Raw genomic sequence first — 25,014 nt, 5'->3', positions numbered from 1 at the left:
TGCGCCGAGGTGCGCTCGAACGTCGGCGCCCTTCACGACCGCTAGCGCTCCAGGTTCTCGCGCAGCTTGCGCAGTCCGTCGCGCGCTCGGCCGCACATCACGCGGCGCAGGAGTGGGACCACGAGCCAGCGAAACCACCACCGCTGATTGCGGCTGACCATGCGCCACGCGACGCGCGTCTCGTCGCCGGAGAGCGCCGCGAAGTCCACGCTCATGCGGGGCAAGAGGAAGCCCTGACCTTCGGTCACCAGACGCTCCCCGACCCGCGCCTCCTTCACCTCGATGTCGATCGTGCCGGTGCGCCCGAAGGGCATGCGCACGGTCTCCTGGTAGCGCTTGCCGACCTGCCCGTGCTCCAGCGTGTCGAGCTCGCGCATGGCTGCGACGCCCGGGAACCAGGTCGGGAAGTTCTCCATGTTGGACACGTACGCGAACGTTTCGTGCAGGGGCCGGCCGATCTCCACCGAGCCCTGCGCCAGGAGCTCCGTCTGCGCGCCGCTCACGAGCGTCTCCTCGGTGCCGTCTTGATCTCCACCGGCTTGAGCAGGCTCTGCTCCACGATCCGACGCATCGCGCGGACGTAGCGCGGCCTGGACCAGCTCCGCTCCTCGATGAGCTCCTGCCAGTTCCCGATCGACAGGAGGGTGGCCAGGAAGTCCGCCGCATCCGACGCCGACCATTCCTCGGCCAGCGCGCCTTCGGCCTGGAGCCGCGCCACGAAGCCCGCGCAGACGCCCGTGAAGCCGCGCATGCGGTCGCGCCACGCGAGCTCCGCGTCCTCGTCCGTGGCCCGTGCCGCCCGCATGGCCCGCGCCACGTCGCTGATGTGGGCGACGTAGCCCGCCCACGCACCGATGAACTCGGAGAGGATCGCGCGCGCGTCCGGGAGGCGCTCGCACTTCCGGACCAGGGCGGCGAACCCGTGCACCTCGTCGACGTGACGCACCAGCGCGACCAGGAGCTGGGTCCTGGTCTCGAAGTGCAGATAGACCGCCTGGCGCGACACCCCGGCCGCCGAAGCGATCTCCGCCATCGAGACGCCGCGGCGCCCCGGCTCGGTCACCAGCCGGCGCGCGGCCTCGAGGATCGCGGCGCGGGTTTCCCCGTCCTTGCTTGACATGGTGTCAAGCATGGGACACAGTTTACACTGTGTCAAGTTCGACGGGCGCGCCGGCGTATCGGCGTATCGGCGTATCGGCGTATCGGCGTATCGGCGTTACAGCGCGCGGGCGAACGCGAAGGACTCGGGGACTCTGCCGCCAGAGCGCAGAATAGGTCAAGCTGTCATTGATTCTCGGCGCTCATGCGACCTCCGCTCTCCGAGCGGTGGAGCACCTCAAGATTTTGGATCGCTCCGCGCCGTTGCTCAGGCCCGTGTGGACATAGGAAGAGCTGCCCTCGTTGTAGCTCGGGTACAGCGCCCAGATCGCCGTGTCCGTCACCTGGCCGAAGGTGCCCCGCTGGATCGTCACGCAGGGGTCGCACGCGTCGCCGTGGCCGTTCCAGTCGCTGTCTTCCTGGCCGGGGTTCGGCGTCGGGAGGCTCGAACACGGTCTCTCATGCGCCGCCGCGCCAGGGCTGCACCGCCAGGCATCGAAGAACCGCGCCGTCGATTCATGGCGGGCCTGTCGTCCGGCGACGTGGCGCCGGGAGCCGGCGAGGCGCCACCGTCATGACGAGGGCCGCCTCGACTCCTTCCCGTGCGCGTCTTCCGGCCTCGCTCCGCTTTCGGGTCCGCGCTGGTACGCCCCCGGGGTGCCGCCGGTCACGCGCCGGAAGGCGCGCGTGAACGAAATGGCCGAGTCGTAGCCGACGCGAGGGGCAACCTCGGCGATGGGGATGCCCTCCCGCAGGAGCCCACGCGCGCGGTCCATCCGGATCCGCGTCAGATACTCGAGCGGCGTCTGGCCCACCGTGCTCCGGAACCTCTCCGCGAAAGCGGAGCGAGACATCCGCGCGCTGCGCGCGAGATCGTCGATCGTCCAGCCGCGCGCGAGGTCCTCGTGCATGTCGCCGAGCGGGCGCGCGAGCTGCGTGTCCGCGATCGCCGCGAGGACGCCCCTCCTCGGCCCCTCGCCGGTCTGGAGGTAGGCCCGGACCGCCGAGATGAAGAGCGCCTCGGCGAGGCGGCGGATGATCGGGATCGATCCGATCTCCGACGAGCAGACCTCGAGGCGCAACAGCTCGATGAGCGACTGGAGGCCGTGGCTCCGGTTCTGATCGATGCGCAGGTGGATGAAGCGCGGGAGCGCGACGAGCAGAGGCTCGCCCTCCGTCGGATCCACGTCGAAGGCCACGCTCACCAGCGTGGAGCGCGCGCCTCCGCCTCCGTAGCGGATCAGATAGCCGTCCCGGCGATCCTCGAGATCGGTGCAGTCCACGGTCGCGGAGTCCAGCGAATCGGACACCACGTAGGGTTCGCCGTCCAGAACGAGGAAGAGATCGTGTGCGCCGAGCAGCCTCGGCTCGGGGAGCGCGCGCGTTCGCAGCCAGCACGATCCCGAGGCGATGAGCACGAACTTGATGGGGCCGCGGTGCGCGACGCGGTGTCCCCACGGCGCCGACGCCTCGAACCGCGTGCACAGGGCGCTCTCGACGTGCAGCGAATGAAAGAGTCGGCTGAGGGCGTCCATCGCCTCGCTCCTCCGGCGCCCGTCAGGCGCTCCATCTGGACGATCGGTTTATTTTTATGATGCTTAAGGCATAGAAAGTCTACATGGATGGACGTACAGTGCAACGGCGAACGGGCGGCGAACACGGGCCGCCGTCCCGCCGACGGGCGGCAATCCGCGCTCGCGCGCCGCCAACGACCGAAGAGAGCCCGGAGAGAAGAACGATCATGCGGATGATTTCCACGCGGCGAATCGCGTCCATCGCGGCCTCACTCCTGCTGCTCGGAGGCGCTCTCACCCTCCCCGCCGCGTGCGCCGCCCCGGCCTCGCCGAGCAGCAGCGCTCCGAAGAGCCCGGTCGCTCCGGAGCAGCCCGCAGCGACGCCGGCGACGCCGGCGACGCCGGCGCCGTCTCCGGCGGCGAGCGCGCTCATTCCGTCCGGCGGCGAGAGGCGCCAGGCCGGCTTCTATCACACGCGCGTGGGCGACATCGACGTGACCGTGCTCTCCGACGGCACGTTCGGCCTGGATATCTCGAATGGCCTCGTCGTCAACGCCAAGCCGGGTGAGGTCGACAAGCTCCTCGCGCAATCCTTCCAGAGGTCGCCGATCGACGTGTCCTTCAACACCTTCCTGATCCACAGGAACGGCAGGACGATCCTCGTCGACACCGGGTGCGCAGAGCTCATGGGCCCCACGACCGGGAAGCTCCCCGCGTCGCTCGCTGCGGTGGGCGTGAGCGCCGAGAGCGTCACCGACGTCTTCCTCACGCACGTTCACCCGGATCACGCCGGCGGGCTCGTGATCGGCGGGAAGAGAGCCTTCCCGAACGCGACCGTCCACCTGAACCAGAAGGATCTCGACTACTGGATGGACAAGGCGACCGCCGCGAAGTCCTCGGGGATGCAAGCCCAGTTCTTCGCCGCGGCGCAAGCCACGTTGCAGCCGTACCTCGACGCCGGGCAAGTGAAGGCGTTCACCGGAGCGGCCGAGTTCTTTCCGGGGTTCCGCGCCGAGCCGGCGTACGGCCACACGCCCGGCCACACGCTGTACGCTCTCGAGAGCGGCGGCCAGAGGCTCCTCCTGTGGGGCGACCTCGTTCACATCATGGCCGTTCAGTTCGACGATCCCTCGGTGGCGGTGGCCTTCGACGTGAACGCGCCGATGGCCGTGGAAACGCGCAAGAAGGCGCTCGCCGACGCGGCCGACAAGGGATACCTCGTCGCCCACACCCACGCCCCGTTTCCCGGTCTGGGCCGCGTCCGGAGAGACGGAGCGTCCTACCGCTGGGTGCCCGCCCCCTACGTCGACGACGCGAAGAGGAAGTAGCGCGACGCCGCGTGCGTCGACGGCTCGTGCGTCGGCATCAGAGACTAGTTATCCTGCCTCCTCAGTAGCATCAGTAGAGATTGTGGTGAGCCATCCGGGCTCCGGCAGGTCCCCGAGCGCGTGGTAGAGGGCAATCTCCGCGTGTTCGTAGGTACGAAACCCAACCGCTTCTCTCGGGCATCTACTTGAGGAAGCACCGCGCGAGGGATCTCCCGTTCCGGGAGCAGGGTCCGAGGGCGCTGGAGAAGGTGCGCGCTATCCACGAGCGGGAGGTCGCCGCCCGCTGAGCGCTCGCACCAGGAAGGACGGCCGTCCCTTCGCGTGGACGCCCTGGAGCGCCCGGCGTCGCGTGGGTATCCTGCGCGCGGACGCGGGGCCGGCAGCACACCCGGAGCGCGGAGGGCGTGGCCTCTGCGCGGTGGGCCCGATCCAGGGCGGCAGGAGCCATGACGAATCGAGCGCGATGGGATCGGTGGGCCGCGCGGCCGCTGGAGACGAAGGCAACGATGCGTCGCCTCCGCCCCCGCACGGCGGCCCTCGCCGGGCTCGCCGCCCTGGGCCTCGGGCACGCCCAGCCCGCCTCGGCGACCCAGCTCCGCTTCACGACGACGGCGCCGGGCGGCATCGTCGCCACCGGGAACACGCTGGGGCTCAGCAAGCAACTCGGTGCGAACGGGCCTGGCGCGGAGCCGGGCGAGCAGCGCACGGTCGTCCTCGAGCTCGACGTGGTGGGCCCGCCGCAGGGGAGCGCGTTCTCGCTCCACCCAACATGGGGCTACGAGTTCGTCTCCTGCCAGGGCGAGCCGCCGCTGAGCGAGAGCTACGGCAACTTCGCGACCGTCCGCTTCGAGGGAGAGACCGGCGGGGGCGGCGAGGGCGGCGGGGGAGGCGGGGGAGGCGGCAAGGGTGTGTCCTCGGGCACGGGCGGCGAGGCGGGCAGCGCGGGCGAGGGGGGCGCGGGCGCGGCGCCCCCGGGCGACTCCGGGGACGCGGGCTCGGACGGCGGCTGCGGGTGCGCGACGCCCGGGCAGAGCGGGCGCGCCAGCGCGTCGATCGCGGGCGCCGCGCTCCTTGCGCTGGCCGCCGCGACCCGCCGCCGGCGCGCGCGGCGGACTCCGCGCTGACGCGGCTTCACGGTGCCTCAACCCCGACCCAGGTTGAGGTAGACAGTCCTCGACCACTCGAGGCTGCCGGCCCCCCGAGCTCTACGCGCCCCCGGAGAGTGGTACCGAACCTCGGCCTCCACCCAGCACGCGCGCCGCCCACCAAGCGGAAGGCATCCTACCGTATAGCTGTACCCTACTGGCTCACTCCGGGCGCGTACAGTAGAGCGGGAACCGCTGAGCCCAACGGGACACGCTTACCCGCCAAAATTACTAGGGTTTTCTGGATGGCACGACCACGTCGTGGTTGTGCGATGACGTCAACCGAACGTTGGGGCAAGTGGGCACTTGCCTTCGCAAAGGCGTTTGGACCCCCTAACCACCTTCGCCGCCAGCGTCCCGAAATTTCCCTTCAGCATCGACATCACGTACAAACTCACCGCGGCGAACTGACGCTGAAGGGGTCCGAGGGGCACAGGGAGGCGTGACGTGCATCTGCGCCAAGGACAGCGCTCGGCGGCCCCCGGCGAGCCCCACCTCCTGCCCGAAGCGCTCGAACGAAGGTCAAGGTAAAGCAATTGCGCATTCCCGAGTACTACGGGCACGTATCCCCCGATGGCTACCGACATCTGATGAACCTCCAACATTACGTGAGCCACTGCGGGCTGGAGCCCAGGCTGCTGGACCTCATCGCGCTCAGGGCCTCCCAGCTCAACGGCTGCGCCTTCTGCCTCGATCTGCACACCCGGTACGCAGTCAAGGACGGAGAGACGATCCAGCGGCTCGCGTGCCTCCCCGCGTTCCGGGAAGCGCCCTTGTACTCCGCGCGCGAGCGCGCCGCCCTCGCCTGGACGGAGTCCCTCACCCGCCTGTCGGAGACGCACGCGCCGGATGATGTCTTCGCGGAGGTGCGGGCGGTCTTCAACGACAAGGAGCTCGTGGACCTGACCATGGCGATCTCCCTCATCAACGCGTGGAATCGGCTGGGGGCGGGCTTCAGCGTCGAGCCCGGCGCCGTCGAGGTGTGATCGGCAAGTCGCCGCTCGCATCCCTGCCGGCCGCGAAGGGCGACGCAGGGGGCGCTCGGCCACCTCGGCGGACTGCACAGGATGTACCCCCGACTGGTGGCCCGGGCCCGGCGCTCCGTGGCGGAGGGCTTCACCGCGGCCACCATCGAGCTGCGGGCCCGCGTGCCGGACCTCCGGGCGCAGATTCAGCGCGCCGTCTTCGACGCGGAGTCCGGTCAGACCTGGTCAGCGTGGGAGATGATCGGTACGACGACCGACGGTGAGCCGATCACCTTCCGTGGCGTGGTGATCTCCACCGCGCGCGAGGGCAAGATGGCGTGCGCGCCCTCCTCGCGCGGCTGGGCCGGCCGCTGGGGCTCGCACGTCTTGCGCGGCGCGACAGCGCCAGGGCAAAAGGGCTGGTGGAGCGGGAACGTGAGCCAAGCGCTCCGGGGAAACGCATCAGGCGCGCATCAGAACGTCTTCCCCCTCATGGCCGCTCAGGCCGCCGGAATCGAGGGCGCCGACAGCGCTCAGACCCTCGAGCTTCCGCTTGATGTGCCGCCGCCCCCGCTGGCCGCGTTATGATGGTGCACGGAACACGGCCCCATCCGGTGACCCCGGTGGCGCCGCTGACGGCCCCGCCGCACCGAGCTGACCCGGCGCCCGTACTTCGAGGAGACCCCATGCGCAACACCGGAAAAGTCGTCCGCTGGCTGGACGACAAGGGCTTTGGCTTTATCGCGCCGGCCGACGGCGGCCCCGAGGCCTTTGTGCACATCAAGTCGCTGCCGCGCGGCCAGCGCCCCTCGGTGGGCGCCACGGTCCGCTATCGTGCGGCTCGCGACGCGCAGGGCCGCGTCCGCGCCGAGGACGTCGAACTGGCCGGCGCCAGCGCCAGCCTGGGCCCGGCGAGCCGCGCCCTGCTGGTGGCGCTGCCCTTCCTCGCGCTGGTGACAGCGCTGGCCGCCCTGGGGCGGGTGCCGCGTGTGCTGCCCTGGCTCTACCTCGGCGCCAGCCTGGTGACCCTGCTGGTCTATTACAAGGACAAGCGCGCCGCCGAGCGCGGCGCCTGGCGCACGCCGGAGCAGACCCTGCACCTGCTGGCGCTGGTCGGCGGTTGGCCAGGCGCGCTGTATGCGCAGCAGTTGCTGCGCCACAAATCCAGCAAGCGCCCCTTCCGCGTCGTCTTCTGGCTGACGCTGGCCCTGAACGTCGCCGGCCTTGGCTACCTGGCCTCCGACCATGGCGCCGGCGTCCGTGCGGGGATCGACCGGGGCACGGCACTGCTGGCCGGCGACCGGGATGCCCTGCCCCCTCATTGACTCCCGGGGATTCCCATGAGCGCTACCCCCATCCATGGCGCTGCCCTATGACGACGACCGCTTCAATGCCGCCGTCATGCCGCTGGTGATTTTCTATTACCGCGACGTAGCACCAAGCGGAAGGCATCCTACCGTATAGTTGTACCCTACTGGCTTCGTCGCGTTGTCGTGGTTCCAGGCGCCTTGCGGGATTCCGTCATCGCGCCCGCGCGGCGCGTATGCCGAGCCGGCGTGAATGGGTCATCGACCCCAGCGCAGCACGACGGAGGAAAAACAAATGCCGCTTCCGCCGGCGTGGGTCGCCACCACGTCCCCCTCCTGAAGGTGGCCTTCGCGTTCGGCCATGGCCAGAGCGAAGGGGATGTTGCAGGCCGAGAGGCTGCCCGTCCGTGGGAAGAAATCGTACGAGGCCGCGTTCGTGAGCCCGAAGAACGCCTGGGTGACCGCCCTGAACCACGCGGTGCTCTGGTGGCAGGCATAGAACCCGACGTCCTCGGGCCCCAGGGCGGCCTCCGTCAGCGCGGCGTCCAGCACCCACTTTCCGCGATCCGCGATGCCGATCAGCATCTCGCGCGCCTGCCGGAGCTCGGCCGGGTAAAGCGTCACCGGCTTGCCCTCGTACCAGCGTGCCCCCGGCGTGCCCACCACCATCGCCTCGAAGAGGGTGCCGTCCGTGCCGTGGGCCTGACCCAGCAACCCCAGGCCGTCGCGGACAGGCCCCACCACGACGGCCGTGGCAGCGTCGCCGAACCAGGCGGAATGGGCCAGCTCTCTCGGGACGAGGTGTTGCCAGCCGGAGGACTGCACGAGCAGCGCGCAGCGGGCCCGTCCGCTGCGGACGAGCTGCTCGGCCACACTGAGCTGCGAGAGGAAGCCGTTGCTGGAGGCGTCCACGCCGAAGGTGAAGCAGCGCGGGGAGAGTCCGAGCAGGTGGTGCACTCGGGCGGCCGTCGGCTGCCCGAGGTAGTCCGGTAGCTGGCTATTGGAGAGCAGGAGGTCCACCTCGCCCGGCGACACCCCGGCCGCGGCGAGCGCTCGCCGCGCGGCGGCCGCCTCCATGTCGGACGCCTCCGTGCCGGGGGCCTTCACGCGTCGCTCGCGCACGCCGCGGAACGGGTCGGCTTCCACCGAGGCCATGCCCGCGAGGATCGCCCGGGCGCCGGGCCCGAGGTCCGGGAGCTCCGGCTCGCGCTCCGGGCGCAGCAAGCTCTCGCGCGCCTGCGCCCGCCAGCGCTCGACGACAGGCTCGGGCCACCAGTCGTTCGTCCGCACCTCCTCGGGCAGGAAGACGCCGATTCCGAGGATGCCAACCGATGGGACGCGGTTCACCGGCCGTCCCTCCCGGCGAAGAGGAGAGGACGCGGAACCACCCCCGTGGCCAGGACCTTCTTGTTCATGCATGAATGTCCACCGAGACGTTGAGATTGGGGTTCACCCTGCAAGGAGCGCCACCGTCATTCCGAACGGGACGCGGACAGGCCATGGGGCCCGCCGTCCCCGTTCCTTCCTGGGATTCCCCTCCGCGCGACGTTGCCGAGCGCCGCGAATCGGCCGCTCACCGGCAAACGTGCGGCCGGATCGACGCGCACGTCGAGCACCATCGGCCCGCGCAGCGCGGCGAGGGTGGAGGCGCACGCGAGCAGCTGACCGGGATGCCGGATCGTGAGCGCCTCCGCGCCCAGCCCGCGCGCCATCGCGACGACGTCGAGGGGTCCCGTCGAGAACCGCGGGGTGCGGCCGTAGATGGCCTCGTTCCCCAGCTCCACCATGCCCAGCCGCTCGTCGTTCATGACGGCATAGATCAGGGGTAGCCCCAGCGCCGCGGCGGTCGACACCTCGGTGCCAGCCATGGCGAAGCCGCCGTCGCCGCAGACGGCGACGACCGCGCGATCCGGGCTCGCCAGCTTGATCCCCAGCGCAGCGCCCATGCCCGAGCCCATGGATCCCAGCCCCAGGAAAACGACGAACGCATCCGGGCGCGTGATCTCGAGGTGGTGGACGGCGTGAACGAGGTGCTCGCCGATATCCACCGTGTAGATCGTGTCCGCGGGCAGCACCCTTTGCAGCTCCCGCAAGGCCCGGTGCGGCGCGATCCGGTCCTCCGCGCCCGCCGCGCCGAGGACGGGCTCTGGATGGCGGCGGATCCCGAAGGTGCGCCGCTCCGCCGCCTGTGGGATCCGCTCCGCGAGCTGCTCCAGGAACGCTGCGGCCGGGGCAACGACGCCGACGTGCGTCGCATAAGCGCGGCCGATCCGGCTCGGGTCCACGTCGACGTGAACCAGCGCCCTTCGCGGCTCGAGGAGCTTGCTCCAGTCGTTGGTCGCGAGGTCGCCGAGGCTGGTGCCGATCGCCAGCAGCACGTCGACGCCGGACTCCAGCAACGCCGTCGCGGAGGGGTGGCCACCCAGCCCGAAGACGCCCGCGCTGAGCGGGTGATCCTCCGGGAAGACCCCCTTGCCCTTCGGCGTGGTGATGACGGGGATCTGCGCGCGCTCGGCGAACGCGAAGAGCCGCTGTGCTCCCCCGCCGCCACGCACGCCCGAGCCCGCCAGCAGGACCGCGCGATGTTTATGGCGCACGAGCGAGGCCACCTCCTCGATCGCCTCCGGCGGCACCTGAAACGAGGTCGGCTCCGCGGCACGAACCGGGGCCGGCGGCGCGGGGGCGGCGGCCACGTCGAGCGGGAGCGTCAGCACCACCGGTCCCGGTCGGCCCGAGCGCGCCGCGGCGATCGCCTCGCACAGCATTCCCGGCGCCGCGCTCGGGCTCGGGATCTCCATGGACCTCTTGCTGATGCTGCGGGTCATGGCCACGACGTCGAGGTGATGCGGCGAGCCCTCCTGCAGAGCGCGCCGCCCGACGGCCCGCCGCGACACCTCGCCGACGAGGATGAGCACGGGGAGCCCCTCGCAATGGGCCGCGGCGATCCCGGTCATCGCGTTGGTGATGCCCGGCCCCGACGTGACGAGCACGACGCCGAGCTTCCCGGTCACGCGGGCCTGGCCGGCGGCGGCGAAGACCGCGCTCGATTCGTGGCGCGTGGTGACGATCTGGATTTCGGGCCGGTCGAGGAGCGCGTCATAGACGGGGGCGATCGTGCCGCCGGGCAGGCCGAAGACGGTCCGTACGCCCATGTCTGCGAGGATACCGGCAAGGACATCGACGGTTCGCGGCGGCAACGGCGAGCGCGCGGAGCACGGCGCGCTCACGGGCGAGGCCGCGTCGATGGATGCGCTCGATGAGGCGTGAGGGCACAAGGATTCGAGGTGTGCGACCACAGGATGGCTCCGTCGTCAAAGAAAGGAGAAAGAGAAGTTGCACAGAATTGCTGTGCGAGTAGCCAGCATCTGGCAGCTGATACAAAGGTGTAGAACACAACGTGGTCCAGGACAATGCGCTCAGGCAGGTCTTCCACGCCTGAAACGTGCGGGATTACCGCGACGTAGCACCAGGCGGAACGCCTCCTACCGTATAGCTGTACCCTACTGAGCTCGTCCAAACGGCCGCCGTCGCGGTTCGCGGCGCGTCGTGATGGCCGGCGCACGCACCTCAGGGCAGCAGCCGATCGAGGTGCCGGACCGAGATCCCCTCCGACACGAATCCAGCATCAGCCCACGGCAGCACAGCGCCCAGCGCAGTCGACACCGGCTCGCGCTCGACCTCGCCATGCACCATCGTCAGCAGCGCCCCAACCGCCACGTCCCGAGCGCCTCGCTCCGACACCGCCGACGGCGCCGCCTCGCTTCGCTCGTCTCCTCTGCGCGACAGCTTCGCCATGGCTCTCGCCCGCCGCTTCGGCGCTGGCCTCGTCGGCATGGGCGTGCTCGTCGTCTTCTTGTCATCGCTGCCCGCGCTATCAGCTCCGGCGCGCTGATCGCCCTTACACGCCTTTGCCGTCGCCTTCGGTACCACGACGCTGCGTTGCTTCACATGCGGCGCGAGCACACCGTGGTAGCGCACCAGCGGATGGCGCGGCGGCGGCACCAGCGCGGCGAGCCTCGCGAGAGACACAATCGGCGTCATCATCCGATGCGTTCCTTTTCGCCGCGGGTACTTCACCTGATAGGCCACCCGAGCGTCGCGGAGGATGCTGAGCCGCTCCACAGCGAAGCAGGGACGCGCGCAATACCGGACGAGCCGCTCGCGCCCCTCGTCGGTCTTGTTCGGGTTGGGCCCATGCCTTTCAACGGGTGAGATCAGTGGTCTGGTGCCCCCAAAATCCCTGGAGAAGGGACGGTTCGCTACCGCAAATTCGTTCCTCCAAGAAAAGACGAGTGGCACTCGTGTCCCGGTGGACGCGGCTCCAAGAAAAGACGAGTGGCACTCGTGTCCCGGTGGACGTGGCTCCAAGAAAAGACGGGTGGCATCCGTCTCCGCGCCGGAGACGCCGCTCTCCGACCCCGCGATCCCTGGCCGGTCCTTCTCGCCGGCGCTCCGGCGTCAGCCTCCCCCCCTCGATGTCGCCTGTCCCGTTCCCGTCGAGAGATCCGGATCGCCCTTCGCGAGGTGCGCGCTGCGTTCGCTTCGCCCCCGTCGCTTTTGTGAGCCACCGGGACCCCCTCGCGACCACCTAGTCCAGTTCCCGTGGTCTTGCCCAGCGCAGCCCTCGCCCCCCGGCTCACCCTCGTCCGCCCGAGCCCCCTGGCCGGCCTGGACGACGCCGGCCTCGCCCGCGCGGCTGCCGAGGGCCAGCCAGGTGCCGCCGGCGCCGTCTGGGACCGCTACGGCGCCGTGGTGCACGGCCTGCTCCGCCGCGTGCTCGGACCGGGCGGCGACGTCGAGGACCACGCCCAGGAGACGTTCCTGCAGTTCTTCCGGGAGGTGAAGAACCTGCGGGATCCCGCGGCGCTGCGGCCGTTCCTCCTCGGCATCGCCGTGCGCGTCGCGCGGTCGGCGCTGCGGCGCCGGCGGCTCCGGCGCTGGTTCTCGCTCACCGACAGCGGCGCGCTGCCGGACGAGCCGGCCGAGGGCGTCGACGAGGGCGCGCGCGAGGCGGTCGCGCGGCTCTACGCGCTGCTCGACAGGCTGGACGACAGGGCGCGGCTCCTCTTCGTGCTGCGCCACATCGAGGGGCTGGAGCTCGCGGAGACCGCGCAGGCGAGCGGGATGTCCCTGGCCACGGCCAAGCGCCACCTGGCCAAGGTGACCGCGCGCGTCCACGCGATGGCCGAGCGGGATCCGCTCCTCGCGGCGTACGTCGAGCCCGTGGAGGAGGCGAGCGATGGCTGATCCGAGGCCCGGGGTTCCCCCGGAGGTCGCCCTGCGGCGGCTCGCGACGCTGGCGCGCGAGGCGGGGGCGGCCTCGCCGGCGGACCGCGCGCTCGCCCGCGGCCGCGCGCGGCTGATCGACGAGGTCGAGCGCCCCGTGCTGCCGCTGGCGCCGCGGCGTCGCTGGCTCCTGCCGGCGGCGCTGGCGCCGCTGCTCGTGATCCTGGGCCTCTGGGCGCTGCGCCCGGCGGCGCGCCTGGCGTACCAGGTCGACGGTGTCGCGCCGGGAGACCGCGCCGAGGGCGCGGCGCTCGCGGACACCTACGTGCGCGGGGGGACCAGCGGAGCGACGGCGCGCTTCAGCGAGGGGACGACCGTCGGCTTCGCCCCGGGGGCGCGCGGGCGCATCGCCGCCGTGACGGCGCGCGGCGCGCAGATCCACATCGAGGGCGGCGCCGTGCACTTCCGGGTCGCGCACCTGCCCGAGGCCGAGTGGGTCGCGGCGGCAGGGCCGTTCACCGTCAGGGTGACGGGCACCGAGTTCGACCTGAGCTGGGAGCGCGAGCGGCTCGAGCTGACCATGCAGAGCGGCTCGGTCGTGGTCCGCGGCCCGCTCGTCGCGGGTGGCGTCGCGCTCCAGGGCGGCCAGCGCCTGGTCGCCGACGTGGTCCGCGGCGAGCTCACGATCGCGGACCTGAGCGCCGCCGGCGCGCGCGCGCCAGGAGGCGGCGCACTGCGCGAAGCCGGCGCGCCGGCGAGGACCGGCGTGCTGGAGGACGCCGGGGCGCCGGCCGAGATGGGCATGCCGGAAGGCGCCGGGGCGCCGGCAGAGACGGGCGGAGCCGCCGCGGCGGGAGCAACGGCCGCGGCGGGATCGCCGGTCACGACCGATCCGATGGCGACGCTCGCACCAGCTTCGGCCGCGGTCGCTTCGCCCGCGGCGCCTGCGCCCGCCTCGGGGAGCTGCAGCGAGCATCTCGCCCGCGGCGACTTCGCCGGGGCGATCGCGGTGGCGGAGGCGCGGGGCATCGACGCGACGATCGCCGCGAGCCCGCTGCCCGAGATCGCGGCGCTGGCCGACGCCGCGCGCTACACGGGGCGGAACGACCTCGCGCGGCGCGCGCTGCTCGCCGAGCGCTCGCGCTTCCCCGGCTCGCCCGAGGCGCGCTCGGCGGCGTTCCTCCTCGGTCGCATGGCGGAGGCGGGCTCGCCCGCGGCGGCCATCGACTGGTACGATCGGTACCTCGCCGAGTCGCCGGTCGGCTCGCTGGCCGCCGAGGCGCTCGGGCGGAAGATGGTCGTACTGCGCGCCGCTCAGGGCGACGGCGCGGCCCGGCCGATCGCCGAGCAGTACCTCGCGCGCCACCCGCGCGGGGCGTTCGCGGCCGCCGCGGCGGAGATCCTCCGCCGCCCATGAGGCGCAGCGGGTTCGGGGTCGCCCTTGCGCTGTGCGCCGCGCTCTTCGTGTCCCGGGAGGCGAGCGCCGCGGAGGAGATCGGCGTGATCGTGGTGCGCGCGCCGCACGCCGGGAAGGTCGTCGAGGAGGCCACGGTGCGCCTCGAGGGCGAGCTGCGCGCCGTGGGCTTCTCGGTCCGCTCCCTGGAGGGCGCGCCGGGCGTCGACGGACGCGCGCAGATCGAGGGCGCGGGCGGCGTGTTCGCGGCCATCGCCATCCTCGAGACCGACGGCGGCGCCGTCGCCGACGCGTGGATCGCGGATCACGCGACGAAGGAGACGCTGGTCCGCCGCGTGGAGCTCGGCATCCCCGGCGCCAGCAACGCGGCGAGCGATCTCGCCGTGCGGTCGGCGGAGTTGCTCCGGGCCAGCCTGCTCGAGCTGAGCGGCGAGCAGCGGCGCGAGCTGCCCGAGCGGGTGGCGCAATGGATCGCCGACGCGGCCGCCCCGGCGGGGCGCGAGGCCATCGCGCTCGACGCGGCGCCGCTGCAGCCGCGAGCGGCGGTCGCGCCCGCGGAGCGATCCACGGCGGCGCGCGGGCCGGCCGCTCCTGCGGGCGGATCCCGGGAGGCGCGCGGGTCGGCCGCGCCCGGGCGGCCCGACCCCGCGAGCGCCGCGCCCCGGGCCCCCACCGCGCCCACGTCCGACGAACGCCGGCTGAGCGTCGAGGCGGGGCTCGCGGCGCTCGCCGGCGGCGTCGGGATCGTCCCCGGGCCCTACTTCCGTGTGGGGCACGATCTGACGGCGAGCGTCTCGCTGCGCGGGACCCTCGTGCCGGCCGTCGTGGCCAGGAACCTCGACGCTCCCGGCGGGCGCGTGGTGCTGCGGCAGACCGCGGCCATGATCGGCCTGGCGTACGCCGCCGGCCCCGAGGCGTGGCGGATCCATCCGGTGATCTCGCTCGGCGCGGGCGTCTACCATGTGACGGTCGCCGGCCGGGCGAACCCTCCTTATCGCGACCGGCGTCAGAGCTGGCTCACCGCCGGCGTCTCCGCAGGGGGCGGCGTCGGCGTCCGCGTCTTACCGTACCTCGCCGTCCACGCGGCGCTCGACGTCGTCGTGCTCGCAAGAGAGCCTGTCTTCACCATCGCCGGTGCGGAGGTGGGCCGCACGGGGCGCCCGGCGCTGCTCCCGAGCCTCGGCCTGCAGGTGAGCTTCTGAGTCGCCGGATCCTTCTGAATCGTTGATTTTGATGAGCCACGGAGAGGAGCTCGCGCCCACTTACCAGAGCGAGGCACATCCCGGCTTCGCTTCGAGAGGGAGAGTCATGCGTCATCATCTTCTTTCGCGCCGTCCGCTGCTCGCCGTCGCAGGGCTGTTCTTGATGCAGGCCGCGTGCGAGGTGCGCTTCATCGAAGGGGTCGACTCGCCAGAGGAGAGCTCGAGCACGGGGGCGTGTGTCGAATGTTGTTCCTCCTCGACGGACTGCGCGTCCGGAGGCAGCGCTGTGGGCGGTTCGAGCGCCGTGGGCGGTTCGAGCGCCGTGGGCGGAGCGAGCGTCGGTGCGGTGTGCGGAGACGGCGTTGTGGACCCGGAGTGGGAGCAATGCGACGACGGCAACACGGCCGATGGAGACGCGTGCTCGAGCGACTGCCAGCTCCTCGCAGCGGGGGGCGCGGGCGGGTCGAGCGCCGGCGCGGTGTGCGGAGACGGCGTTGTGGACCCGGAGTGGGAGCAGTGCGACGACGGCAACACGGCTGACGGAGACGCCTGCTCGAGCGACTGTCAGCTCCGCGCAGCGGGGGGCGCGGGCGGGGTGAGCGCGGGCGCGGTGTGCGGAGACGGCGTTGTGGACCCGGAGTGGGAGCAGTGCGACGACGGCAACACGGCTGACGGAGACGCCTGCTCGAGCGACTGCCAGCTCCGCGCAGCGGGGAGCGCGGGCGCGGTGTGCGGAGACGGCGTGGCGGAGCCGCCGCGGGAGCAATGCGACGACGGCAACACGGCTGACGGCGACGGGTGTACGAGCGATTGTCAGATCGGCCCGGCATAGCGCCGTGAGCCTCGTGGGGCGGCCCGGCCCGCCGCCTTCAGCCGATCACGGCAGCACCTTGCGCGTCGGGCACTCGCCGTCGCCCTGGAAGTCGCCGAGCGTGCGCGCCTGCGCGACGACGTAGTCGTACGCCGTCTCGATCGGGTCCCCGGGCACGGTGATGTTGTACTCGTCGCCGAACACGTCGGTGGCGCTCACCTGCCTGAGCTCCTCGATCGTCGTCTCGCCGTCCCCGTCGAGGTCGCAGTCGGCGATGTACTGCGCGTAGCGCTTCGTCAGCTCCACGCCGGTGGTGATGTTGTCGAAGAACCAGTGATCGCCGTGGATGGTCGGCTTCACGGCGACCGTGCCGCTGGTCGGCACGCCGAAGCCCGTCAACCCGTCCTCGGTCGCGCAGTCGTCGAACGACGTCCCGGCCGAGAAACCCCAGCGGAAGCGCACCTCCTCCGCGGGGACACACGTGTCCCCGGGCGGCGGGCACGACTCGCCGCCCGCCTTCTCGATGACGCCCTCGAAGAACACGGAATAGCCATTCTCCACCATCAGGGCCACGTCGTCCTCCTTGGTCGGAGGCAACGTCTTCACCCCCTCACGCGCGTTCGGGAGGTCGAACCCGAAGTGGTTCCAGCGCACCGCGCTCACGTCCTGGAACTCCGCGATCACGTACCGCGTGGCCGGGGCGTTCTTGAGGTCGAGGACGAACACCGAGGGGTCGACGAGCGTCTCGCCCGCGTCCGTGCGCCCCGCGCGCACGTTGCCCACCGTCACGAGGAACTGCGTGTACGTGACCTTCCAGCCGTCGGCGATGTTCTCCTCTCCCGTGCCCGGCTCGAGGCCCTCCGGGATCGTGTCCTCCGGCTCCACGAACACCTGCACCGTGCCGGTCTCCGACGTCGCGCCGTCGTCGCCGCACCCGGCGACGAGCGCGAGCGCGCAGGCCGCCACCACGAACCCTGTTTCTCTCATTCTCTGCATGATCGAGCTCCTGAATCGTCCGGAATCCGCCGTGATCCGAGCGAGCGCGCACGGGCGCGCCCGGCGAGCACAGGCCCGCGCTGCGTCGCGCGCCCTGCGCCCGCGTCGTCTCTTGTGATGAGGCCCAGGGGGATCAGGCCGCGGGCGGGGAGCTCTTCGGCGCCAGGATCAGCAGCGGGATGGGCCGGACCTCGGACGAGGACCGGAGCGAGGCCGGACAGAGCACCTCGAGCAGCGTGGCCTCGGCCACGGGGTGCACGGGCGCGCCGAGCTGGCCGCGCAGGGTGAACACATCGCAGTGGTCGTCGTCGAGGTGGCCCTCCGCGGCACGCTCGGCGACCTCCGCTCCGGGCGAACGGCGCGCGGCGACCTCCGCTCCGGGCGGGTGGCGCGCGGCCTCGTGCAGCGCGGCGACGGCGACGTGCACGAGCTCGCCGTGCTCGCAGCGCGCGTGGCGGACGAGCAGCGCGTGCGAGAGGCCGCACAGCTGCGCGAGCAACGCGAGCACCACGAGCCAGCGGGCGCCCCAGCCGGCGCGGGGGAGCGCCCGCGCCGGGCCGGCGCCGCCGCCGCGACGGCGCCTCATGGCGCGACCGCCGCGTCGATCCAGCGGAGCTCCGGCAGATCCTGCGCGGTCATGGCCTTGACCAGCACGTTGTGCGCCCGCGAGCCCGGCGCGATCGCGACCTTGGCCGCGCCGCCCGCGGCCAGCTCGTCGAAGTCGACGCGCGCGATCCACGCGGCCACGTCGAAGCGGACCACCAGGCGGACCGGCTCGGCGCCGACGCGCGCGTCGAGCCCGATGCTCGGCACGGCGTTCTGCCCCGGGTTCTGCGGGACGGCGTCGACCTCGGCCACGAAGTCGAGCACCTGCGCGCCCCGCGTCGCGCGCCCGCGCAGGCGAGCGGAGTGGCCGCCGGGGGCCTCGGGCGCCGGCGTGGGCGACGCCTCGGTCAGGAACCAGTGGACGCCGTAATCGAACGACGCGCTCCGGATCCGCCCCTCGAAGCCGTGGACCCGGCCGAGCGGCTGGGGGGCGGGATCGAGCAGGTCGACGCGCGCGATCGAGAGCATCTCGGCGACGGCGGCGTCGCAGAGCGTCGCCGCACCGCCGGACGCGGCGCAGAAGTACACAGGCCCGAAGGCGACCGTCGCCTCCTCGAGCTCGACCGTCCACGCGCGCGCGGCGATCGCGCCGGGAGGCGCGGCCTCGGCGATCGCATCGTAGGAGACCTCGGGCTGGCTCGTGTCGGCGCAGCCGATCGCGGGCGCCGCGAGGAGCAGGAGGAGGGCGCTCGGCGCTGCCAGGCGGTCGTTCATAGGGAGAGCGTCACGTTGCCGAGGATCGTCAGCGGCGGCCCGGCGCTGATGTGCCGCGCCGGCAGCCGCGACGGGACCGGCGTGGTCGGCCAGCTGGAGACGAACGAGTACTCGGCGTCGGCGTACTCGGCGTCGAGCAGGTTCTGCGCCTCGACCCCGACCTCGATCCAGGGCCGGGACGGCGCGTCGCCGCCCCCCGCGCCAAGGCGCCGCCGGAAGGCGAGGGACGCGTCCATCACGAAGACCGGCGCGGCGCGCTGCGCCCTCGGCAGCGGCTGCGGCGAGAGGAACGTCGCGCCGTAGCCGAGCCGCCCCTCGACGGGCGCGCCGGCGATCGCGACGAGCTCCCGCCGGAGCGAGAGGTCCGCGCGCACCACCACGGGCGGCACGAACGGCAGCGGCTCCCCCGGGACGTACGACGGGCTCGGGTCCTCGGGCGTCGGCGCGGGCGGCGCGTCCTTCGTGGCGTGGGTGAACGTCGCGCTGACGGTCGAGACCAGCATCGGGCTCGGCGCCGCCTGAACGTACAGGACGACCCCGCGGCGGGTCGTCGGCCCGATGAGGCGCATCCTCCCGCCCTCGCTCGGGTCGGCCTCGACGTCCTCGGAGAGGCGCGTCTCGTAAGCGGCCGCGGTCGCGCTGAGGCCCCCGCCGGGGCGCCACGTCGCGCCGACCTCGTAGCTCTTCACGGCCGTGAACGGCGCGTTCTCTCCGTCCTCGAGCCACAGCGCCTGCGGCGAGCGGTAGCCGTGGCCGTAGGACGCCGAGAGGCGCAGCCGGGGCAGCGGATCGACCTCCAGCGTCGCCCGCGGGCCGAAGGCCACGCCCGCCGCCGTGCGCCGGAACCCCACGATGTGCGTCTCCTTCTGGGCCGCCGGGATGAAGTTGCCGAGGCGGTCGTCCACGTCGAACACGAGCAGATCGGCGCGGAGGCCGCCGCGCAGGCGCGCCCAGCGCGCCGGCTCGAGCAGCACGTCGCCGTGCACGCCGATCCCGGTCAGCTGGATCGATGCGTCGATGCGCCGATCCCACGTCTCGTTCTGGGGTTGCTGGACGAGGTTCTGCGCCTGATCGATCCAGTCGGTCTGCACCTCGGCGCCGAGCGCTGCCTGGCCGTTGAGCCAGGAGGTGACCGGGGCCTCGGGCGTGCTGTAGGTGAAGCCCCCGCCGAGCGCGGCGTCGTGGTTCGACTGCTCGAAGAGGTCGCCGCGGCCGGTCCACGCGGGGCGCTCGCGCGAGCGCTGCATGAAGCCGGTGAAGTTCATCCGGCTCCGGTACCCGGACGCCATCGTCCAGAGCCACGCGCTCTTCCGGGAGCCGTCGTCGTCCGCCCGCTCGACGAGGAGCGCGAGCTGGAGCCGGGTCGACGCGGCCGACTGCGAGCGCGCCGAGACGTCGGGGTAGGCGCCGTGGAAGTCGACGCGCCCCGCCTCGATGTCGTCCCGCCGGAGCACGCCCGCGAGGTTCGCGCGGGCGCCGTGCGCCGCCACGTGGAGCAGCGCCGAGTACTCGTCCGGCAGCGGCACGCGGTACTGGCCGACCGCGCCGCCCGAGACCGCCCCGCGCGTGCCGTCGCCGAAGCCGTCGGTCGCGCGCACCACGGCGGCCCCGAACGTGTCCTCGGACTGCGCCTCCGGGGCCCAGATCGCGAGCAGCCGCCGCGTGCCGAACGAGCCGAGCGTGCCTTTCAGCAAGAGCCCGCGCTCCTCGACGCCGAGGTCGAAGTACGCGCTGCCCGCGATCGCGAAGTCGCCCTGCTGCGGATCGTAGACGCCCTCGACGACGCGCAGCGACCGCACCACCTCCGGGATGATCACGCCGAGGTCGGCGTAGCCCTGGCCGTGCACGTGCGAGCGCTGGTTCAGCGGGATCGGCCCGACCCGGAGCTCGACGTCCTGGCCGTGCTCGGCCTCGAAGCCGCGCAGGAAGATGCGCTGCGCGACCGCGTCGCCCTCGGGGTGCGCGATGTGGACGCCGGGCGCGGTGCGGAGCAGGTCGGCGGCGGTCGCGTGGGGCGCGGCGGACAGCGCCGCGCGGCCGATCCGGAAGTCGCTCGACGCGCGCCGCGGCGGGTTCGGCCGGCCCTGCACGTGGATCTCGATCGGCTTGCCGGGCTCGGCGACGGCGTGCGGGCCGGCGACGCCGCCGGCGAACTCCTCCACCGGGGCCGGCGGGGCCTTCGGCGGCGGCGCCGGCGCGGACGCGGGCGGCGCGGGCTCGGCCGGCGCCGGCGCGGGCCGCTCCTCGTGGGGGCCCGGCGCGAAGTGGAACGGCACCCGGATCCGCGCCCGCAGCGGCGCGCCGCTGCGCATGGCCGGCGAGAAACGCCACCGCCGCACGGCCTTCATGGCCGCGTCATCGAACGCCGCGCCCCCGGACTCGGCCACGGCCGCGTCGCTGACCGTGCCGTCCTTCTCGACCGTGACGAACAGCGTGACCGTCGTGTCGATGCCCTCCGCGAGCCGCTCGGGCGGGTACTCCGGATCCACGTGCTCGAGGATCTGCGGCGCCACGGGCGCTTCGGGCCGCGGCTCAGGCTGCCCGAGCGCCGGAGGTGCGGCGAGGGCGACCGCCGAGAGGCAGCAGAGGAAGGACAGCCTGCGCATGAGCAACCGAGCTCAACGCGACTACCACGCCGCACAGCGGCGCCGCAAGCGGCGCACCGCCGCGCGGCGCGCACAGATGACGGTGACGGAAGCGCGTGACGTCCATGCGCGCGGCTTTCCGGCGACAAGTCGCGCCGGTGCAGCGGCGGTCTCGCCGCGGGGCGCGGGGCCGTGTATGGTCTCATCATGCCGAATGAGACGCTCGTCCAGGCGGTCAAGACCATCGTCGCCCTCGCGCGCGGTGGCGACCTCGACGCGGCCTACAAGGGATACCGCGACCTCTTCCAGAAGCCGGAGTTCCTCAAGCAGCGCCCCGAGGATCAGCGCCAGGTGCTGCGCCTCATGATCCTCGCCAAGGGCGTCCCGTCGACGCCGACCGAGGCGATGATCGAGGCCCACCGCGCCGCGGTCCCCGCGCTGACCGAGCTCGTGTCGATCCACGGAGATCCCGGCGACCACGAGCTCCTCGGGCTCTGCCACGTCGTGCTCGGCAACGTCGAGAGCGCCGACAAGATCTTCCGCGCCGGCCTCAAGATCGAGCGCGAGCGCAACCCGCAGAGCGATCTGTGCGGCACGCTGATGAAGCGGATCTCGCTGCTCTAGCTCCGTACGTCCGGTTCAGCGCGTCCGATCGAGGGGGTGCCGTGCCGCGTGCCTCGAGGCGCCTCGCTTCGCTGCGGGGCGCCTATAGCGGTCTGGATCCACGCTGAGCACCGAGCCTGCACGGTAGCGCGGGCGACGGCGGAGGGGCGCTCCCCTGGGGGGCTCGCAGGCCGCCCGCCGTGACATGTCACACGCGCGTGACACGTCACACGCGTGTGACATGTCACGGCGCCGCTCCTCGTGCTCACGCGGCGTGAGCTCCTCGCTTCGTAGCGTGGGACGTTCGCGTCCGGATCGCGGCTTTGCCGCTGCCGGCGAGGTTTTTCTTCACGAGAGCCGATCTGCCGGACGAGGACTTCGCGCGGCGTGTGGCGATGGCAAGCCGCTTGCTTTGTTCCGTTCAGAACGCCGTCGCTGCCTCGCACCTGGGGCGAGAAGAGACGGCGCGCCTTCTGGCGCATGCATCCGATGGGCTGTGCCGGCGCGCCCGGCCTCCATGGCGGCTGCGTTTGTCCTTGGATCAGCTGGATTCGATCGAGGTGGTGAAATGACACAGGCATCGTGGAAGTCGATATCTAGGTTTCTTGGTCTATCGCTGCTCGCCGCGGCCGGATGCACCGTCGAGGCGGTCGGGGCGCCGGAGGAGCTGGGCGAGGCGCCGCAGGCATCTATCAGTGACAAGCGGTTCGGCTCGTGGTGCCAGGAGACCTTCGAGAACGGTTGGCAGGCCGAGGTGATTGACGCGTGGGATCGCTGCTCCGCGTTCAACGACGAGCTCGACGACACCGATACCAAGGTCTTTTACAACAACCTCCATGGTGCCAAGCCCTTCTGGGAGCAGACGTGGGACCAGAACTACGTCGAAGACGTGGACCTCATGTTCGCCAATACCCACGGCGGCGTCTCGACCAACGACGCGATCTACGCGATGTGGGACGATCTCGATCTCGTGGACTCGACGGATCTGCGATGGGGAAACGAGGGGGTTGGCCTGAGCATCTTCGCCTCGTACGCCTGCAAGACGTTGAAGTACTCCGATGACCGCACGTGGCATCGCTGGAACGCGACGATGAAGGGCGGGCTGCGCATCATTCTGGGCAGCCATGACGAAGTCTGGAACTCCGATACGACAGACGAGGTTGGAGAGGACTTCGCCGACAACATCCAGGGCGGCCAGTCCCTCAGGAACGCGTGGAAGGACGCGCTGACCGACTGGTACTACGACAACGACGTTGCCGCTGTCTCCTTCGGTAATAGCCTCGCGGACTGCGAGTCTCGTCGCGACGGCATGACGTGGAACAACTACACGACTTTCCCGAGGCGAACCGACGCGAGCGTGACCCACTGGTGCTTCGTGGCCTGGGAAGATGTTTGATTGACGCCGGCTGGTATAGAGGAGGAGCTACAGTGAATCGACAAATGATGAAAAGGTCAGCGGTCGCGGCCCTGGTCGCGTCCATCGCGGTGCTGTCGTCCGGCGCTCAAGCTCGTGAGAGCGCGTACCGGGCGGAGCTCGGGGCTCGTTCGCGCGCGAGCGGGCTCGGCGCCAAGACGGTGGAGCTGCTGCAGCGCCTGCCCGGCAGGGGCAATGCTGAAGTGGCGAGCCTCGTGACGTCCCGGCTGCGAGCGTCGGCCGGCGTCCTGCGGCTCGCGGAGGGGAGCGAGCAGCAGAGCGTCGACGGGAGCCGCCTGCAGGTCACCTCGACGAGCGGGTGGTCCATTCGAGTGAGGCAGGATGGCACCAGGGTGGAGTTCGACAACCGCGGTTATCTGGAGCAGGCGGCGGCGGGCAAAGTGGCGGTGAAGGACCGTATCCCGCACGAGGAGCTCGAGCAAATCGGCAAGAGCTTCATCTCGACGACGCTCGGGGGCCTGGTCACGACGAAGGCCGGCGAGGAGCTGGTCCCGCTGAAGAGCGAGTACGAGGTCCACGGAGGCGGTGAGGGCGCGGGGCCCAGGCAGTACGAGAGCGTCGCGGCCAACACCATCGTCTTCGGGCGCACGGTGAACGGGATCGCCGTCCTCGGCGCCGGCTCGAAGATCGCGGTGACATTTGCCAATGATCGCACCCCGGTGGCGTTCTCCTACGACTGGCCTGAGTACGCCGCGCTCGGCGAGCGGCAGGACGTGCACGACATGCCGGTCATCAGCGAGCGCATGTCCGCTCTCGCGTCCATGCGCTTCGGAGCGTCGGAGGTCGAGGTCAAGCGGTTCGAGTGCGGGTACTTCGATCGGGGAGCGAAGAGGAAGCGAGACGTGGCCGCGCCGATCCAGGCCGCATGCGTCGTGCACTACGTCGGTCGGCGGCAGGTCCAGGAGGTCGCCGCGGACCCTGCCGCTCCGGACAGCGGAGCCGTGGTCACGGCGATCTCCGACGCCATCCCGGTGGGGGTTCATGTGCTGGAGGACGCGGCCTGGCCGCACGCTCAGGCGCTCAGGAAATACGGGGACGTGTGCGCGGTCTCCGAGATCTCCGAGGCCCTTCTCCCCGGCGAGTCTCCGCGTTAGGGTGACCTCATGAAGAACGGGTGGACGGCGGCGGGTATGGTGTTCTATGGCTGTTTGGCCGGCTGCGGTGGTGCTGAAACGTCGCCGGGAGACTGGAAGCAGGCGCTTGCGTCGCTCGATGGCGAGGCGGCGACCTTCTCCCTCTCCTACAGGGCCGAGCCGCCGGATGGAGCGATCGTGCGCGCTGCCGTTCATCAGGGGGGGATCGACGCGCCGTGCAGCTTGTACTCTGGATCGGAGACCACCAAGGGGGACTTCTGGTATCTCTCCGTGACGGCGAACAGCGCGCGCTCCGGCGACTTCAACATCGTCCCTCAGATGAGCGGAGAGGACGGCTTGCCCGAGCACAGGGACAGCGCGCTCGTGCGCTTGATCGAAGTGCGCGGCTGGGAGAAGAGGCGGGTCTACACGGGGATTTCGGGGACGGTCACGCTGGCCGACGTCCCGCTGGACCTGGAGGAATGGGCGGCGGGGCGGCCGGCGGTGATGGACATCTCCGCCTCGTTCCCGGACCAGCCCATGCAGAGCCTCGGCTGCTCCGGGGGGGGGAGCGGCGACGGGAGCATGTCTGTCCACCGATGCGAGTGCGGCAGGGAAGACGGCACGACGGTCACCTGCACGCCGGATGTGCCAGGACAGGACTGCTGCCTGCGCGACGCCGGTTCGAGCGCGGGACCGCAGGTCCGGCTGAACGCAGTGGCCCAGCAATGCCCAGACATGTGCAGCTTCACCGATGCGGGGCTGGCCAGGCACTGCCGGGCGCTGAAGGATGGGAACTGAGAGTCGGGGGAGCGTGATGCCTTGGCGGACTGTCTTCGCTTGCTCCGGGTCGCCCGTACCGCCAAGCGCTGAAGAAGACCCTAACCACGCGTCAGGTGAACATGAAAATTGGGTGGAGTGCCCTTGCTTGTATTTGGGTCGTCGGTTGCGGCGCGGGGCCGTCGGACGGAGACGGTTCCGCGGGAGGGTCG

The 25,014-nt window shown here is 71.6% G+C and carries 23 protein-coding genes; 13 read left to right on the top strand and 10 right to left on the bottom strand.

From position 1 onward, the window contains the following. Positions 1-41: 41 nt before the first annotated feature. From WMF45_RS38895 to WMF45_RS38885, 3 genes are all read right to left on the bottom strand, one after another. Complete coding sequence (locus tag WMF45_RS38895; protein ID WP_437710994.1) at positions 42-503, bottom strand: SRPBCC family protein; 462 nt, start codon at positions 501-503, stop codon at positions 42-44. After that, complete coding sequence (locus WMF45_RS38890) at positions 500-1,120, bottom strand: TetR/AcrR family transcriptional regulator (protein WP_437710993.1); 621 nt, start codon at positions 1,118-1,120, stop codon at positions 500-502. The genes WMF45_RS38895 and WMF45_RS38890 overlap by 4 nt, the downstream gene beginning before the upstream one ends. 550 nt (positions 1,121-1,670) lie before the next feature. Further along, complete coding sequence (locus tag WMF45_RS38885) at positions 1,671-2,633, bottom strand: AraC family transcriptional regulator (protein ID WP_437710992.1); 963 nt, start codon at positions 2,631-2,633, stop codon at positions 1,671-1,673. Positions 2,634-2,839: 206 nt separating this feature from the next. Between WMF45_RS38885 and WMF45_RS38880 the strand changes: the two genes are divergently transcribed. The 5 genes from WMF45_RS38880 (at position 2,840) to WMF45_RS38860 (ending at position 7,375) form a co-directional block, all read left to right on the top strand. After that, a complete protein-coding gene (locus WMF45_RS38880) occupies positions 2,840-3,940 on the top strand; it encodes an MBL fold metallo-hydrolase (protein ID WP_437710991.1) in 1,101 nt (366 codons plus the stop codon). Positions 3,941-4,446: 506 nt separating this feature from the next. After that, positions 4,447-5,064, top strand: a complete 618-nt coding sequence (locus tag WMF45_RS38875; protein ID WP_437710990.1) for an MYXO-CTERM sorting domain-containing protein — start codon at positions 4,447-4,449, stop codon at positions 5,062-5,064. A 563-nt stretch (positions 5,065-5,627) separates the two neighbouring features. Next, positions 5,628-6,071: a carboxymuconolactone decarboxylase family protein gene (locus tag WMF45_RS38870; RefSeq protein ID WP_437719623.1), complete on the top strand. Its 444-nt coding sequence runs from the start codon at positions 5,628-5,630 to the stop codon at positions 6,069-6,071. Positions 6,072-6,152: 81 nt separating this feature from the next. After that, on the top strand, positions 6,153-6,638 hold the full coding sequence (locus WMF45_RS38865) for a hypothetical protein (RefSeq protein ID WP_437710989.1): 486 nt from the start codon (positions 6,153-6,155) through the stop codon (positions 6,636-6,638). Between the two features lie 98 nt (positions 6,639-6,736). Then, positions 6,737-7,375 carry a DUF1294 domain-containing protein gene (locus WMF45_RS38860; protein WP_437710988.1) on the top strand — a complete coding sequence of 213 codons (639 nt, stop codon included), beginning with the start codon at positions 6,737-6,739 and terminating at the stop codon, positions 7,373-7,375. Between the two features lie 240 nt (positions 7,376-7,615). On the opposite strand, the gene WMF45_RS38855 is transcribed toward WMF45_RS38860, so the two are convergent. The 3 genes from WMF45_RS38855 to WMF45_RS38845 form a co-directional block, all read right to left on the bottom strand. Beyond that, positions 7,616-8,704 carry a 3-oxoacyl-ACP synthase III family protein gene (locus WMF45_RS38855; protein WP_437710987.1) on the bottom strand — a complete coding sequence of 363 codons (1,089 nt, stop codon included), beginning with the start codon at positions 8,702-8,704 and terminating at the stop codon, positions 7,616-7,618. A 125-nt stretch (positions 8,705-8,829) separates the two neighbouring features. Next, entirely contained in the window at positions 8,830-10,509 is a 1,680-nt protein-coding gene (locus WMF45_RS38850; RefSeq protein WP_437710986.1) for a thiamine pyrophosphate-binding protein, read from the bottom strand. Positions 10,510-10,924: 415 nt separating this feature from the next. Continuing rightward, the gene (locus tag WMF45_RS38845) at positions 10,925-11,656 is read right to left on the bottom strand and encodes a transposase (protein WP_437710985.1); all 732 of its coding nucleotides are present in this window, start codon (positions 11,654-11,656) and stop codon (positions 10,925-10,927) included. A gap of 303 nt (positions 11,657-11,959) precedes the next feature. Between WMF45_RS38845 and WMF45_RS38840 the strand changes: the two genes are divergently transcribed. The 4 genes from WMF45_RS38840 (at position 11,960) to WMF45_RS38825 (ending at position 16,031) form a co-directional block, all read left to right on the top strand. Further along, on the top strand, positions 11,960-12,604 hold the full coding sequence (locus WMF45_RS38840; protein ID WP_437710984.1) for an RNA polymerase sigma factor: 645 nt from the start codon (positions 11,960-11,962) through the stop codon (positions 12,602-12,604). Then, the gene (locus WMF45_RS38835; RefSeq protein WP_437710983.1) at positions 12,597-14,000 is read left to right on the top strand and encodes a tetratricopeptide repeat protein; all 1,404 of its coding nucleotides are present in this window, start codon (positions 12,597-12,599) and stop codon (positions 13,998-14,000) included. The genes WMF45_RS38840 and WMF45_RS38835 overlap by 8 nt, the downstream gene beginning before the upstream one ends. Then, on the top strand, positions 13,997-15,199 hold the full coding sequence (locus WMF45_RS38830; protein ID WP_437710982.1) for a hypothetical protein: 1,203 nt from the start codon (positions 13,997-13,999) through the stop codon (positions 15,197-15,199). Before WMF45_RS38835 ends, WMF45_RS38830 begins: the two co-directional genes overlap by 4 nt. A gap of 106 nt (positions 15,200-15,305) precedes the next feature. Next, positions 15,306-16,031 carry a DUF4215 domain-containing protein gene (locus WMF45_RS38825; protein ID WP_437710981.1) on the top strand — a complete coding sequence of 242 codons (726 nt, stop codon included), beginning with the start codon at positions 15,306-15,308 and terminating at the stop codon, positions 16,029-16,031. 45 nt (positions 16,032-16,076) lie between these two features. Here WMF45_RS38825 and WMF45_RS38820 read toward each other — a convergent pair whose 3' ends face one another. From WMF45_RS38820 to WMF45_RS38805, 4 genes are all read right to left on the bottom strand, one after another. Then, positions 16,077-17,006, bottom strand: coding sequence for a hypothetical protein (locus WMF45_RS38820; RefSeq protein WP_437710980.1), 930 nt, complete (start codon positions 17,004-17,006; stop codon positions 16,077-16,079). 133 nt (positions 17,007-17,139) lie between these two features. After that, a complete protein-coding gene (locus WMF45_RS38815; protein WP_437710979.1) occupies positions 17,140-17,592 on the bottom strand; it encodes a hypothetical protein in 453 nt (150 codons plus the stop codon). Next, positions 17,589-18,326 (bottom strand): hypothetical protein, encoded by a 738-nt coding sequence (locus tag WMF45_RS38810; RefSeq protein ID WP_437710978.1) that lies wholly within the window; start codon positions 18,324-18,326, stop codon positions 17,589-17,591. The genes WMF45_RS38815 and WMF45_RS38810 overlap by 4 nt, the downstream gene beginning before the upstream one ends. Further along, entirely contained in the window at positions 18,323-20,932 is a 2,610-nt protein-coding gene (locus tag WMF45_RS38805) for a TonB family protein (RefSeq protein WP_437710977.1), read from the bottom strand. Before WMF45_RS38805 ends, WMF45_RS38810 begins: the two co-directional genes overlap by 4 nt. A 186-nt stretch (positions 20,933-21,118) precedes the next feature. Here WMF45_RS38805 and WMF45_RS38800 point away from each other — a divergent pair, with 186 nt between their 5' ends. From WMF45_RS38800 to WMF45_RS38785, 4 genes are all read left to right on the top strand, one after another. Next, the gene (locus tag WMF45_RS38800; protein ID WP_437710976.1) at positions 21,119-21,535 is read left to right on the top strand and encodes a hypothetical protein; all 417 of its coding nucleotides are present in this window, start codon (positions 21,119-21,121) and stop codon (positions 21,533-21,535) included. 547 nt (positions 21,536-22,082) lie between these two features. Further along, positions 22,083-22,910, top strand: coding sequence for a DUF6345 domain-containing protein (locus WMF45_RS38795; RefSeq protein WP_437710975.1), 828 nt, complete (start codon positions 22,083-22,085; stop codon positions 22,908-22,910). A 44-nt stretch (positions 22,911-22,954) separates the two neighbouring features. After that, a complete protein-coding gene (locus tag WMF45_RS38790) occupies positions 22,955-24,043 on the top strand; it encodes a hypothetical protein (RefSeq protein ID WP_437710974.1) in 1,089 nt (362 codons plus the stop codon). A 9-nt stretch (positions 24,044-24,052) separates the two neighbouring features. Continuing rightward, positions 24,053-24,823 (top strand): hypothetical protein, encoded by a 771-nt coding sequence (locus tag WMF45_RS38785; protein WP_437710973.1) that lies wholly within the window; start codon positions 24,053-24,055, stop codon positions 24,821-24,823. Positions 24,824-25,014: the final 191 nt, after the last annotated feature.

It is taken from the genome of Sorangium sp. So ce448 (assembly GCF_051520915.1).
Lineage (GTDB): Bacteria > Myxococcota_A > Polyangia > Polyangiales > Polyangiaceae > Sorangium > Sorangium cellulosum_B.
The sequence above is the reverse complement of the archived record's forward strand: the minus strand, read 5'-3'. Positions and strand labels throughout refer to the sequence as shown.

Coding starts and splice junctions, on each gene's coding strand:
- WMF45_RS38890 (WP_437710993.1), bottom strand. CDS start 1,120: ATGTCAAGCAAGGACGGGGAAACCCGCGCCGCGATCCTCGAGGCCGCG.
- WMF45_RS38885 (WP_437710992.1), bottom strand. CDS start 2,633: ATGGACGCCCTCAGCCGACTCTTTCATTCGCTGCACGTCGAGAGCGCC.
- WMF45_RS38880 (WP_437710991.1), top strand. CDS start 2,840: ATGCGGATGATTTCCACGCGGCGAATCGCGTCCATCGCGGCCTCACTC.
- WMF45_RS38875 (WP_437710990.1), top strand. CDS start 4,447: ATGCGTCGCCTCCGCCCCCGCACGGCGGCCCTCGCCGGGCTCGCCGCC.
- WMF45_RS38865 (WP_437710989.1), top strand. CDS start 6,153: ATGTACCCCCGACTGGTGGCCCGGGCCCGGCGCTCCGTGGCGGAGGGC.
- WMF45_RS38860 (WP_437710988.1), top strand. CDS start 6,737: ATGCGCAACACCGGAAAAGTCGTCCGCTGGCTGGACGACAAGGGCTTT.
- WMF45_RS38850 (WP_437710986.1), bottom strand. CDS start 10,509: ATGGGCGTACGGACCGTCTTCGGCCTGCCCGGCGGCACGATCGCCCCC.
- WMF45_RS38835 (WP_437710983.1), top strand. CDS start 12,597: ATGGCTGATCCGAGGCCCGGGGTTCCCCCGGAGGTCGCCCTGCGGCGG.
- WMF45_RS38830 (WP_437710982.1), top strand. CDS start 13,997: ATGAGGCGCAGCGGGTTCGGGGTCGCCCTTGCGCTGTGCGCCGCGCTC.
- WMF45_RS38825 (WP_437710981.1), top strand. CDS start 15,306: ATGCGTCATCATCTTCTTTCGCGCCGTCCGCTGCTCGCCGTCGCAGGG.
- WMF45_RS38820 (WP_437710980.1), bottom strand. CDS start 17,006: ATGCAGAGAATGAGAGAAACAGGGTTCGTGGTGGCGGCCTGCGCGCTC.
- WMF45_RS38815 (WP_437710979.1), bottom strand. CDS start 17,592: ATGAGGCGCCGTCGCGGCGGCGGCGCCGGCCCGGCGCGGGCGCTCCCC.
- WMF45_RS38810 (WP_437710978.1), bottom strand. CDS start 18,326: ATGAACGACCGCCTGGCAGCGCCGAGCGCCCTCCTCCTGCTCCTCGCG.
- WMF45_RS38805 (WP_437710977.1), bottom strand. CDS start 20,932: ATGCGCAGGCTGTCCTTCCTCTGCTGCCTCTCGGCGGTCGCCCTCGCC.
- WMF45_RS38800 (WP_437710976.1), top strand. CDS start 21,119: ATGCCGAATGAGACGCTCGTCCAGGCGGTCAAGACCATCGTCGCCCTC.
- WMF45_RS38795 (WP_437710975.1), top strand. CDS start 22,083: ATGACACAGGCATCGTGGAAGTCGATATCTAGGTTTCTTGGTCTATCG.
- WMF45_RS38790 (WP_437710974.1), top strand. CDS start 22,955: ATGATGAAAAGGTCAGCGGTCGCGGCCCTGGTCGCGTCCATCGCGGTG.
- WMF45_RS38785 (WP_437710973.1), top strand. CDS start 24,053: ATGAAGAACGGGTGGACGGCGGCGGGTATGGTGTTCTATGGCTGTTTG.